Annotated in this window: 13 protein-coding genes; 4 read left to right on the forward strand and 9 right to left on the reverse strand. The window is 32.5% G+C overall.

The window, feature by feature from the left end:
* Positions 1-107: 107 nt before the first annotated feature.
* Positions 108-1,385 carry a kynureninase gene (gene kynU, locus SJY34_RS14785; RefSeq protein WP_400076949.1) on the reverse strand — a complete coding sequence of 426 codons (1,278 nt, stop codon included), beginning with the start codon at positions 1,383-1,385 and terminating at the stop codon, positions 108-110.
* Between the two features lie 108 nt (positions 1,386-1,493).
* On the opposite strand from kynU, the gene SJY34_RS14790 reads away from it, so the two are divergent.
* Together SJY34_RS14790 and SJY34_RS14795 are read left to right on the forward strand one after the other, a co-directional pair.
* Positions 1,494-1,913, forward strand: coding sequence for a (4Fe-4S)-binding protein (locus tag SJY34_RS14790; protein ID WP_400076951.1), 420 nt, complete (start codon positions 1,494-1,496; stop codon positions 1,911-1,913).
* A 3-nt stretch (positions 1,914-1,916) separates the two neighbouring features.
* Positions 1,917-2,420, forward strand: coding sequence for a hypothetical protein (locus tag SJY34_RS14795; protein WP_400076953.1), 504 nt, complete (start codon positions 1,917-1,919; stop codon positions 2,418-2,420).
* 236 nt (positions 2,421-2,656) lie between these two features.
* On the opposite strand, the gene SJY34_RS14800 is transcribed toward SJY34_RS14795, so the two are convergent.
* Entirely contained in the window at positions 2,657-3,337 is a 681-nt protein-coding gene (locus SJY34_RS14800) for a hypothetical protein (protein WP_400076955.1), read from the reverse strand.
* A gap of 130 nt (positions 3,338-3,467) precedes the next feature.
* On the opposite strand from SJY34_RS14800, the gene SJY34_RS14805 reads away from it, so the two are divergent.
* Positions 3,468-4,268 (forward strand): class I SAM-dependent methyltransferase, encoded by an 801-nt coding sequence (locus SJY34_RS14805; protein WP_400076957.1) that lies wholly within the window; start codon positions 3,468-3,470, stop codon positions 4,266-4,268.
* A gap of 34 nt (positions 4,269-4,302) precedes the next feature.
* Here the strand turns inward: SJY34_RS14805 and SJY34_RS14810 are convergent, their stop codons facing one another.
* The 4 genes from SJY34_RS14810 to SJY34_RS14825 all read right to left on the reverse strand — a co-directional run bounded on the left by SJY34_RS14810 (position 4,303) and on the right by SJY34_RS14825 (position 7,439).
* Positions 4,303-4,665, reverse strand: coding sequence for a hypothetical protein (locus tag SJY34_RS14810; RefSeq protein WP_400076959.1), 363 nt, complete (start codon positions 4,663-4,665; stop codon positions 4,303-4,305).
* A gap of 101 nt (positions 4,666-4,766) precedes the next feature.
* Positions 4,767-5,429 carry a peptide-methionine (S)-S-oxide reductase MsrA gene (msrA, locus tag SJY34_RS14815; RefSeq protein ID WP_400076961.1) on the reverse strand — a complete coding sequence of 221 codons (663 nt, stop codon included), beginning with the start codon at positions 5,427-5,429 and terminating at the stop codon, positions 4,767-4,769.
* Positions 5,430-5,556: 127 nt separating this feature from the next.
* Positions 5,557-6,342, reverse strand: coding sequence for a zinc ribbon domain-containing protein (locus SJY34_RS14820; protein WP_400076963.1), 786 nt, complete (start codon positions 6,340-6,342; stop codon positions 5,557-5,559).
* Positions 6,343-6,344: 2 nt separating this feature from the next.
* On the reverse strand, positions 6,345-7,439 hold the full coding sequence (locus SJY34_RS14825; protein ID WP_400076965.1) for a Nif3-like dinuclear metal center hexameric protein: 1,095 nt from the start codon (positions 7,437-7,439) through the stop codon (positions 6,345-6,347).
* A 129-nt stretch (positions 7,440-7,568) separates the two neighbouring features.
* Here SJY34_RS14825 and lpxK point away from each other — a divergent pair, with 129 nt between their 5' ends.
* Positions 7,569-8,567, forward strand: coding sequence for a tetraacyldisaccharide 4'-kinase (gene lpxK, locus SJY34_RS14830; protein WP_400076967.1), 999 nt, complete (start codon positions 7,569-7,571; stop codon positions 8,565-8,567).
* On the opposite strand, the gene SJY34_RS14835 is transcribed toward lpxK, so the two are convergent.
* The 3 genes from SJY34_RS14835 to lipA are packed head-to-tail and all read right to left on the reverse strand — an operon-like array spanning position 8,564 to position 12,720.
* Positions 8,564-10,801, reverse strand: a complete 2,238-nt coding sequence (locus SJY34_RS14835; protein WP_400076969.1) for an ATP-binding protein — start codon at positions 10,799-10,801, stop codon at positions 8,564-8,566. The genes lpxK and SJY34_RS14835 overlap by 4 nt on opposite strands.
* Before the next feature lie 30 nt (positions 10,802-10,831).
* Entirely contained in the window at positions 10,832-11,848 is a 1,017-nt protein-coding gene (gene gap / locus SJY34_RS14840) for a type I glyceraldehyde-3-phosphate dehydrogenase (RefSeq protein ID WP_400076971.1), read from the reverse strand.
* Positions 11,848-12,720, reverse strand: coding sequence for a lipoyl synthase (gene lipA, locus SJY34_RS14845; RefSeq protein ID WP_400076973.1), 873 nt, complete (start codon positions 12,718-12,720; stop codon positions 11,848-11,850). Before lipA ends, gap begins: the two co-directional genes overlap by 1 nt.
* Between the last annotated feature and the right edge of the window lie 26 nt (positions 12,721-12,746).

A 12,746-nucleotide genomic window follows, 5' to 3' on the forward strand; every position in this document is an offset into this window, starting at 1 on the left:
GATATTCAATTCTACGAATTGATTTGGGACTTGACTATTTTTTGAATGTATCAAAACCCAAAGTTTTTTTCTTTTTTCACCCATAACAGTTCCTTCCCTTGGGAAGGTTAGGAAGGGGTTTTTAATATGTCTTTCATTTTCTGAACCATAAGATAAACATCTTCAAATGAATTATATAATGGTACAGGCGCACATCTAATGACATCCGGTTCTCTCCAATCACTTATGACTCCTGCTTCTGTTAATTTATCGTGTAATGATTTATCTGCGTTTAATACTTGAATTGATAGCTGACAGCCACGTTCATTAGGATTTTCTGGAGTTATGATTCTAATAACATCTTCACCAAGTGCTTTTAGTAGAAACTCAAAGTAACCTGTTAGTTTTTTAGATTTTTTAAGCAATTTGGTCAAACCAACCTCATTAAACATGTCTAATGACGCTTTAATTGCTGCCATAGATAAAATAGGTGGATTACTTAATTGCCAGCCTTCAGCACCTGGCAATACATCAAACTCATGTCGCATATTAAAGCGTGTTTCTTTATTATGACTCCACCAACCTGTAAAACGATTTAAGTTTTTGCTGTAAGCATGTCTTTCGTGTACAAAGCAACCTGACAAACTTCCAGGACCTGAATTCATATACTTATAAGTACACCAAACCGCAAAATCTGCTCCTGAGTTGTGTAAATCTAAATCTACGTTTCCTGCACCATGTGCACAATCAAAACCAACCGTACAACCATGTTTATGTCCAAGTTCTGTAATACGTTTAAGGTCAAAAAACTGTCCTGTGTAATAATTTACTCCACCAATCATAATGAGACCAATCTCATTACCTTGACGCTCTAAAATTGTTTCTAAATCTTCATAATTTAGTAATTCTTCGTCTTTTCTAGGTTTCCAAAGAATTATACCTTCCTTATCATCATAACCATGATGACGTAGTTGTGATTCTACAGCATATTTATCTGATGGAAAGGCGTCACTTTCGATCAAAATTTTATAACGTTCTTTAGTGGGCTGATAAAATGAAGCCATCATAAAATGAAGGTTCGCAGTCAATGAATTCATTGTCACGACCTCAATTGGTTTCGCACCAACTAACTTCGCGGTACTTTCTGTCAGAAACTCATGGTAAGGTAACCAAGGATTTTTAGCATGTGTATGACCTTCTACACCGAGATTTGCCCAATCTTCTAATTCTTGATTAATATAAGCTTTTGTAGACTTAGGTTGTAAACCCAATGAATTTCCACAGAGGTAAATTAATTCGTTTCCATCTTTATCTTTTGGAATATGAAACTGTGCTCTGTAGTTAGATAATTCGTCTAAAGCGTCTTGCTGTTTGGCGTAATCAAGACCAAGTTTATAGTTGGACAATGTGAATTGATTTTTCGGTTGCTAACAAAAATAAGGATTTAAAGCGTAGGATTAAAGGTGTTTTTAAGCCATTGAAATTTTAATTATCTTTAGAGAAATAAGAGCGTTATGGGAAAAACAAAAGAATATTCAAATGGAGAGGTAACTATAGTCTGGGAAGCTGAAAAATGTATTCATTCGGCAATTTGTGTTAAAAATTCACCTAATGTATTTCAGCCAAGCGACAGACCTTGGATTAAAATTGATGCAGCTGCAACAGATGAAATTGTTGATACAGTAAAGCAATGTCCTTCAGGAGCGTTGAGCTTTTATATGAATGATGCAGATGATAAAACATCTGAATCTTTAGAAACAAAAGTTGAAGTTATAGAAAACGGACCGCTTTTGGTTTATGGTACTTTAAAAGTAACCCGCAAGAATGGCAAAGAAGAAACTAAAAACAGAACAACTGCATTTTGTCGTTGTGGAGCTTCACAAAATAAACCTTATTGTGATGGAGCGCATGTAAAGACTGACTTCAGAGGGTGAACTATGGGAAAAATTATATCCAGTGTTTTGATTTTGTTCTGTATTATATATTCATGTAATAGTGCAGGTAACAATAAAGCTGAAAAAATTGTAAAAGAACAAAATATAAGTAACCAAAACAGAGCTAAAGATTTTGTAGTTATAGAGATAGATTCTACTAATTCATTCATGTTTAAAGGACTTAAACCAGCTAAGCTGAATAAAGATGAGATTGAGTCTATTCATAATATTGTAGAAGCTTGTGTGAATGCCTACAATGATGAGAGAAATTATTCTAAAGATGATTCTGAATATTTAAGCCTGATAAACTATAGTAGACAATATATTGCCTACTATAATAAAAAAGGCGAAAAAGAAGTTTGGGCTAATTTTTATTCAGGTAACTTAGATGGAGTTGACAGAAAACAAATTTTAATAGTTGAAGACGGTGGAAATAGTTATTTTCAATTAAATATAAATTTAGACAAAAATAAATGTGAAGATTTAAGTGTTAATGGTGTTGCATAAAGCAGAGATTATTTCCTTCTTCAACGGGGTTTGTTCATCTAAACATTTATTATTTCACCTTAGGTTCATAAAAAATGAGTTTCACAAAAAAAGCACTTTAGCTCGTAAGATAAAGTGCTTGGATATATATAGGCGCCAAAAGGCGGAAAATGTAAGCTATACGTTTTAAGTCGAAATGACAGACGTGAAACTTACATTATAGGTTGCAAAAGTAATGCCAAAAATTGAATTTAGTATTACTCTAATGTTATACTTACATCAGCAAAGTTTAAATTCCAGTTACCACCTTCTTGTTTATGGTCTATGGCAATTTTAATACCGTTGAAATTTTCATAATTTTCGAAAGTTGTAGTTAGAGATGGTTTTTCAGAATTACCTTTTCTAAATACCCATTCTTTAATTTCAAAATTGTTATCATAATAAATATCATACGCATCTCCAGGTGTGTAACCTCCTTCTTCAGAATACGTTAATGTTATCATATTCATTTTAGTTTTGGAAATAGGCGCTTCTAAAAATTTAGGCACTGATATTTCTGCAGAACTATCCCAAACCAATTGAAATGGCACTAGTAACCAGTATTTATCGTTAATAAAGCCTCTATCTGCTCTAATATGTGTGCTGTCCATTTTACTTCTAATATAACTCACAGTTGTTTCCCCAGCTGTCATTGTTACACTATCTTCTTTTGGTTTCCAAATCCAAGATCGGCCTTTTCCTTTAATGGTATCTCTATCGACTTTAAACGTAAATTTTACTTCTGAGACATTTTTCCAATTTTCATAGCCATGAGCATTTGCAATTTTTTCGGCAATGGTTAATTCTTTAGTTTCTTCTTTTAATGGTGTTTCTGACTTTTCAGATTTACATGATGAGACTAATAAAAGACAAATCAAACCAAGATATAATGATTTCATGTATAAGTATTTATTGTTTTTAATTGTCACATGGAACATCCATATTGTCCTTTCTTTATTTGATTAAATATTAGACAAGGATGTTTCATATTAAAAAGTTGTTTTAAATTACATGCAAAATTAACCAACAATGGAAGAGCACACTAATTATTTTGATGTAAATAAAGCCACTTGGAACAAGAAAGTTGGTATTCATGCAAAAAGTGAAATGTATAAGATGGAAGCTTTTAAAGCTGGTGAATCTTCTTTGATGCCATATGAATTGAAAGCTCTGGGCGATGTGAAAGGAAAATCTTTATTGCATTTACAATGTCATTTTGGGCAAGATACCTTGAGTTGGAGTAGAATGGGAGCTAAAGCCGTTGGTGTAGATTTAAGTGATGAAGCTGTAAAGTTGGCAAAACAACTCAATGACGAATTAAAACTTAATGCTGAATTTGTTTGCTGTAATGTTTTAGATACGTCTAAACATGTTTCAGAAACGTTTGATATCATTTATACAAGTTACGGAGTTATAGGTTGGCTGCCAGATTTAAAACCTTGGGCGCAAATGATTTCTGAACGTATAAAAGTTGGTGGAACATTCTATATTGTTGAGTTTCATCCGATACTCTGGATGTATGATTATATTGATGGTAAATCCATAATGAAATACCATTATAATAGAAAAGAAGCGATTTATGAAGAATATGAAGGCACTTACGCCAACCAAGCTTCAAAAATGGTAAGTAAAGAATATGGTTGGAACCATGGTTTAAGCGAAGTTGTAAATGCACTTATTGAAGCCGGATTACAAATAGACTATCTTAATGAACATGATGAAAGTCCTTATGATGTTTTTCCTGATTTGGAAAAACAAGATAATGGTATGTATAAGATGAAGGATCAGTTGTTCCCTATGCTCTTTGAGATAAAGGCGACTAAGAAGTAATTAAATAAAAGGCTTTTAGCTAATAGAGGCTTTGTTAATGAGGCCTTCCCTCTAAATGATTTTTTATAAGTTTATAATGCCATTCACTTATTCGTTTTGCATCATACTCTTTCTTAATTAGTTTCGATATTTCATCAAAATACTTAGGATCAGAATGTCTAAATATAAGCCATGTGTCTAGATCAGAACAATCGATACGTTCTCCGCTAATCCATCCATATTCTTTAGTTAGTTCAATGAGTTTTTCAGTATTATACTTGTCGATTTTTCTTCGAACTAACTTCATAGAATCTATCTCTTTTGTAGAATAGGTGCCATCGTTCTTATGGAAACTATCAGGGATTTTGTTACGTATTTCTTTATCCTTCATTAACATTTCCGAAATTATTTCGCACATTTCAGATGTATTTGGAATTGACTTTTGGGCGAAACCTTTATTTAATAATACTAAAAGGACAATTGACAGTATATACTTAAGACGTATCAAAATTACATTTTTTAATGTTTCTCTTTATCTTTCAGCAACTCAGGGAACTTGGCCTTAAAACGATTTAATCTCGGAATAGACACTGCCCTAATATAACTCTGATTAGGATTTCGTTTTTCAAAGTCTTGGTGATAAGCTTCACCAACATAAAATTTTTGAAATGGATAAATTTCTGCGGCAATAGTGGCATTTAATTCTTTCGCTAAAGCTGCTTTTTTCTCTTCTATGATTTTCTTTTGTTCATCATCTTGATAAAATATGATGGAACGATATTGTGAGCCTTTATCTGGTCCTTGCCCATTAACTTGTGTTGGATTTTGAGAACCAAAATAAACGTCTACCAAAGTGGCAAAACTAACTACTTCTGGGTCATAAATAATTTCTACAGCTTCTGCATGGCCTGTTGTGCCTGTATTGCTTTTTTCATAATTAATATCTGTAGTATGACCACCAGAATAACCGCTAATAGATTCTTCAACTCCTTTAACGCTCTCAAAAACGGCTTCGACACACCAAAAACAACCGCTGGCAAAATAGGCTCTTGCTTTGCCATCTTCTAAAGGAACAACAACAGGGTCTGCATTAATTACAGCTTGTTGTTTTTCATTGACTTGTGCTTGGTTGTGGCAACTAAAAAATAAACTAATACTTAATACGTAAAGTAACTTCTTCATGATTATATTTTTCTTTTTCTAATAGACGTATAAAATTACAATTCCTTAAACCGAATTGTTTTAAAATTTTATTAAATAAAAAAAGCCTTCACGTTTGTGAAGGCTCAATATAGTTTATGTCGAAAAATCACTTACTTAGTTTAGCAAATAATTTACCCATTTTTACTTTTTCTTCTTCAGCAAGTGCAGCATCAACAAGGATACGTCCACTATGCTCATCTGTAATAACTTTTTTGCGAGAAGCAATCTCTACTTGTACTTGCGGAGGAATTGTAAAGAATGATCCACCAGACGCGCCACGCTCAATTGGTACAACGGCTAAACCGTTTTTAACGTTTTTTCTAATTCTATGGTAAGCATTTACTAAACGCTCTTCAATTTTCTTTTGAAATTCTGCAGACTTTCCTAAAAGCGCTTCTTCTTCTTTTTCTGTTTCTTTTAAAATGGCGTTAAGTTCACCTTTTTTGTGCTTAAGATGTGCATTACGATCTTTTAAACGGTCTTTAGTTTCAGAAATAACTTCTTTTTTCTGATCAATCTGAACTTTAAATTCTTTGATATGCTTTTCAGCTAATTGAATTTCTAATTCCTGAAATTCAATTTCCTTTGTCAATGAGTTATATTCTCTGTTATTTCTGACATTCTTTTGTTGCTCACTGTATTTTTTGATTAAAGCTTTTGCCTCTTCAATTAAATTCTTTTTTCCTTTAATCTCATCGTCAATAATAGCAAGGCTATCATTAAGCTTTTCCATTCTTGTGTTAAGCCCTTCAACTTCGTCTTCTAAATCTCTAACTTCTAAAGGAAGCTCACCTCTGACATTTCTTATTTCATCTACTCTAGAGTCAATTAATTGTAAATCATATAGTGCTCTTAATCGCTCTTCAACAGAAACTTCAGCTTTTTTTGCCATAATTATAAATACTTTACCGGATTTGTATTTGTCTTTGATAAAATGATTGCAAAATTAGTAATTTTTTTTGAGAGATAGTCTACTAAAAACGATTTTGTGAACTGTTCGCTTTCATAATGGCCTATATCTGCTAAAATAATGTCTTGTTCTGCACTGAAAAAGTCATGATATTTTAGATCAGCTGTCACTAAAAGGTCAGCGCCTGAGGCTTTTGCAGCGTTAATAGCAAAACTTCCTGAACCTCCTAAAACAGCAATTTTTTTAATAGAGGTATGTAAGAGTTTAGAATGTCTTACACATTCGGTATTCATCTTATCTTTTATGAATAAGAGGCAGTCTTTTACATTCATTTCATTTTCAAGCTCTCCAATCATTCCCATACCAATGTGTTGGTTTTGGTTTTCTAAGGTTAAAATTTCGTAAGCCACTTCTTCATATGGATGGGCTTCAAAAAGGGATTTTAATATTCTAGATTCTAAATGTTTTTTATAGGTGACTGATATTGCCGTTTCATTTTCAGTATGAAGTTGGCCTTTCTTTCCAATTGTAGGGTTTGAGTCTTCATTACCTAAATAGGTACCTTCACCATCTACATTAAAACTGCAAGACTCATAGTTTCCTAACATTCCTGCTCCTGCGTTAAAAAGTGCTTGTCTAAGCTCTTCAGCGTTTGCTTTAGGAACATAGGTTTGCAATTTTTTGATGGTACCAGATTGAGGTATTAAGATGTTCTTATTTTTTAATTCTAATTGATCACAAATAATTGAATTTACGCCTTCCATAGCATTATCTAAGGCTGTATGAATTGAAAAAATTGCGATGTTATTTTGAATAGCTTTAATGACTACACGTTCTACATAGGTTTTTCCAGTAATTTTTTTTAAGCCTTTGAAAATAATTGGGTGGAAGCTAACGATGAGATTACACTTATTATCAATGGCTTCATCAACAACCGCTTCAAGCGTATCTAGTGTTACAAGTATTCCAGAAACTGATTGATTTTTATCTCCAACTAAAAGGCCAACATTATCAAAATCTTCTGCATAAGTTAGTGGAGCTAGGTCGTGTAAATGGTTTATAACATCTTGGACAATCATAAAGTATGAATTTATATCAAAAATAGTATATTTTCATCTGTAATTCTTTATTTTAATAATTTGGTCAGATGTAATTCGTCATTCATATATTTGTTTCATATTTAATCTTTAGTTACTCATTTCGTAGTTGTGAAATTCATTCGAGTCATATTATTCCCAATTGTACCAATTTATTATGTGGTGACATGGTTGCGAAATAAACTTTATGATACAGGAGTAAAGTCTTCAAAATCTTATGATTTCCCTGTTATTTGTGTTGGAAACCTAAGCACTGGTGGTACTGGAAAAACACCAATGGTTGAATATTTAATTCGATTATTGAAAGATAAGAAGCCTCTTGCTACCTTAAGTCGAGGTTACAAAAGAAAATCAGAAGGTTTCGTTTTAGCGGATGAAAAAGCAACCGCAGATTCTATTGGTGATGAACCTTTCCAGTTTTTTAGTAAGTTTAGTGATATTGCAGTCGCTGTAGATGATGATAGACAAAATGGAATAGAACAACTTAGGAAATTGGAAACAAAGCCAGAAATTATTTTACTAGACGATGCTTACCAGCATAGAAAAGTCAAAGCAGGATTTAATATTCTACTGACCGCGTATGATAATTTATATTATAGAGACATAATCTTGCCAACTGGGAATTTACGTGAACCACGTGCCGGAACTAAACGTGCTAACATCATTGTTGTAACGAAATGTAAAAAGGATATTAGTGAAGCTGAAAAGACGGAAATAGTCTCCAAACTAAAATTAAAGAACCATCAAAAAGCGTTTTTTAGTTATATTGATTATTCTGAAAAAGTAATATCAAGTACTAATTCTATAGAAGTGTCTAAACTTCCTAAATTTACACTAGTTACCGGAATCGCAAATGCTAAACCTTTAGTTGATTTTTTGATCAGTAAAGGATTAAAGTTTGATCATTTGGAGTTCAACGATCATTATAATTTTAAAGCTTCAGATATTAAAAACTTAGCGTCTAAAACATTGATAATTACTACTGAAAAGGATTATGTACGTTTATCAGTTAATGGAAGTTTAAAAGATAAATTGTATTACTTACCGATTCAAGTAAAAATAGACAAATCAGAAGTTTTTGATACTACTGTTAAATCGTTTATTACTTAAAAAAAGCTAGAAACTATTTTCTCACCAGAAAGTGCAGCGTATAATTTCTTTTCAAAATCCTCTTGTTTAAAAGGCTTTGAAATGATATCATCGAAACCAGCTTCACCAAATTCTTGCATTTTGTCTTCTAACGTTACAGCTGTTAGTGCAAAAATTGTGAGTTCTTTATCAAAAGTTCTTATAATTTTTGTTGCTTCTAATCCGCTAATGCCTGGCATATGAATATCCATTAGCACCACGTCATAAGTAGTATTTTTTACTTGTTCTACAGCGTCTTCGCCATTATCTACAACATCACAATACAGATTCATTTTGTTGAGAATCTTTTTGGTAATCATCTGATTAATTTTGTTGTCTTCTACAATTAGAATCTTAACATTGCTTAAATCCAAATCTTCCATCTTATTAGATTTTTTAGTTTCTTCTACTTTAAGTTTTTCGGCGATCTCAGTGTATTCTAAAGGAATTTCAAAAGAGAATGTAGTGCCTTTTCCTAATTCACTCTTTAAGTAAATTTTTCCTTTAAGAATTTCAATGAGTCCTTTTACAATAGATAAACCTAGACCAGTACCTCCATATTTTCTGTTGATCTGTACAGAGCCTTGAGAGAAACTCTCAAACATGTGGTCTTGCTTTTCTTTTGTAATACCAATGCCATTATCCTCAATTTCAAAGCGAAGATTGTACATATTGTCTTTTTGATCAATTTTGTACGCTCTAACCCAGATGTCTCCATCTTTTGTGAATTTAATAGCATTTCCAAGTAGGTTTATTAAGATTTGGGAAATCTTTAATTGGTCACCAATGAATGTTTCTGGTAAACCGTCATCATATTCAAAATGTAATTCGGTTTCATTATCTTTAGCTGAATTGCTAAGCGCAGAAATTACATTTTCAAGTTTATGTTTAAGGTTGAATTGTTCTGGGTCTAATTCAACTTTATTTGCTTCAATTTTATTGATCTGAAGAATGTCATTAATAAAAGTTAATAAATAATCTCCAGAAAATTTCAATGATTTTAAATGTGGTATTTGATGCTCTTTAGGTTTTTCATCTAATAGCATGTTTGTAAGTCCTGTAACTGCATATAGAGGAGTACGTAACTCGTGAGTTACTGTAGACAAGAAATTAGCCTTTGTCTTAGATGCTAATTCTGCTTTTTCTTTCGCAACAATAAGTTCGTCATTCTTAATATGAAGCATATTGTTGGTTCTTAATCTTATATTATTGTTTTTGTATAATGATAGGGTTAGTAACGATAAAATGGTAATTAAGGCTATACTTAATATAGTCGTTATTCTTGTAAAAGCACTCTCCGCGGTAACTTCTTCTACCTGAGCCTTTAACTGCGCATTTTCAGCATCTTTATAATTACTAATAAATTGACCGCTAATTCCGGGTGCTAAGTTCTCTCTTTTAATATTTAATATGGAGTCTGATAATACGAGATGTTTTTTTACATAGTCTAGAGAACTTTGATAGTCTTTATTATTTTCGTGAATATCACTTAAGGTTAAGTAAGCTTCATTTACATTTTCTAAAATTTTCTTAGTCTTGGCTATTGCTAAACCTTCATCGGCTTGGGATAATGCCAATTCTATATTATTTAAAGCATTAGATACTTTTGCACTTTGTATTAAAGCGCTACTAAGTCGACGTTCTTGGTCGTATTTTTTAGCAATTATTATGGTTTTTTCGAGTTTGGCTTTAGCCTCTTCGTAATTCTCCAATGCAATATATGCTTTGGCCTCGTTTAGTGTAACTTCAGAAATGTATTCGTCTAGATCTTCTTGTTCAAATAAATTTTTTGCTGAATTAAATACTTCTAAAGCATTCTCATATTCCTTTTTCGTACTATAAATTACACCCTTGATGTTATAAGTAATAGCTAAGTTTGGATAATCATCTATTTTTCGCTGAATCTGTAGTGCTTTGGTTAGTGAAATATTAGCTTGATCTTGTTCATTAACAAGAAATTGAACTTTTGCAATTTTGGTATAGATTTTACCTTCACTAGACTTATCTTCAATTTTTTTTGAGATATCTAGTGCATTTTGCAAACTATTTTTTGCATTATAATAATCACCACGGTCACTGCTTAATTTAGCCTGATCTAAATGCTCTTGTAGCTTAATGGCAAGTTTTTCTGTGTCTTCAACACTATCTAGTTGTGCAGAAGCCAGACTACAAAAACATGCTAAAAAAACAAATATGTAATATTTGACCTGGGACATTTCAGCTCACTTTAATTTGAACAAATATAATTATTTATTCGACAAAAGTGCGTTTTTGTCCGATAAATTGCATAATAAATCTAAAATTCTTGTGCTATAGCCTGTTTCATTATCGTACCAACCTACTATTTTTACCATGTTACCGATAACGGAAGTCATCTGCGAATCAAAAATACAAGAGTGTGGATTGCCAACTATATCAATAGATACAATTGGGTCTTCAGTATATTCTAAAATACCTTTTAAGCTTGATGATGCAGCATTTTTAAAAATTGAATTGACTTCTTCTATTGAAGTTAATTTTTCAACATTAATGGTAATGTCTGTTAAAGAGCCATTAGCGACAGGAACTCTTATCCCACAACCACCAATTACATCTGCTAAATCAGGAAAAATCTTAGTTAATGCTTTTGCCGCTCCTGTTGTTGTAGGTACTATAGATTGTCCTGCGGCTCTGGCACGTCTTAAATCTCTATGTGGTTGATCGTGAAGGCTTTGATCTGTAGTATAAGAATGAATTGTGGTAATATAGGCTTGCTTTATTCTTAAATACTTATGAATTAAGGCAATCATTGGAGCTGCATTATTAGTAGTACATGATGCATTGGAAATTATGCTCTCAGATCCATTTAATAATCCATCATTAACGCCTAATACAATTGTTTTAATATCGTCTTCTAAAGCTGGTACAGATAGTATAACGCGTTTTCCTCCATTTTTTATATGATGTTGAAGTTCTGACTTAGTTTTGAATTTACCAGTGGATTCTATAACAAAGTCTGGTTTTTCTTTTGACCAATCAATAGATTTTGGATGTGATTGATTGTATAATGGAATTGAAATATTATTTACAATAATATGCTTATTGTCATAAGAAACGGTCTCCTTTAAGACACCATGAATACTATCGTACTTTAACAAATGACTTAATGTTTTGGTATCTGCTAAATCATTAATAGCAACAATTTGTATTTGCGGATGTTGAAGCGCTAGTCTAAAAACACGACGACCTATTCTGCCAAAGCCATTTATGGCAACAGTAATCATTAGTTAATGTGTTTTTGAGCTTTGTAAGACGATCTTACCAAAGCACTACTTTCTACATGTCTAAACCCTAAATCTAGACCGATAGCTTTGTATTCATCAAATTGCTCTGGATTGATAAATTGCTTTACTGGTAAATGTTTTTTACTAGGTTGAAGATATTGGCCTATAGTAACAACATCGACATCATTTTCGCGCAAATCATGAAGGGTTTCTATGACTTCCTCTCTTTTTTCGCCTAAGCCTAGCATAATTCCAGATTTAGTTCTTCGCTGTCCTTGTTGTTTTAAATATTTTAGAACTCCCATACTGCGCTCGTACTTAGCCTGTATTCTCACCTCACGTGTTAGTCGTCTAACGGTCTCAATATTATGAGAAACGACTTCTGGTGCAACATCTATAATGCGATCGATGTGTTTTTCTATACCCTGAAAATCTGGAATAAGAGTTTCAAGTGTAGTTTCAGGATTCATACGTCTAACTGCTTTTACAGTTTCTGACCACATAATGCTTCCCATATCTTTTAGGTCATCTCTATCTACACTAGTTAAAACAGCATGTTTGATTTGCATTAGTTTAATAGAACGTGCTACTTTTTCTGGCTCATCCCAATCTACAGTTTCTGGTCGTCCTGTTTTTACACCACAAAATCCGCAAGAACGTGTACATACATTACCTAAAATCATGAAAGTTGCAGTGCCTTCTCCCCAACATTCTCCCATATTTGGGCAGCTTCCAGAAGTACAAATCGTGTTAAGCTTGTACTTATCTACTAAACTTCGCAATTCAGTGTATTTCTTTCCTGTTGGTAATTTTACCCTAAGCCATTTAGGTTTTCGCTCTGGTAAAATATTAGAAGCAACTTTGGTTTCCATGCAGTTTCAATTTCGGTTAGCAAAGA

Origin of the sequence: Winogradskyella sp. R77965 (genome assembly GCF_044594915.1) — a bacterium.
Classification (GTDB): domain Bacteria; phylum Bacteroidota; class Bacteroidia; order Flavobacteriales; family Flavobacteriaceae; genus Winogradskyella.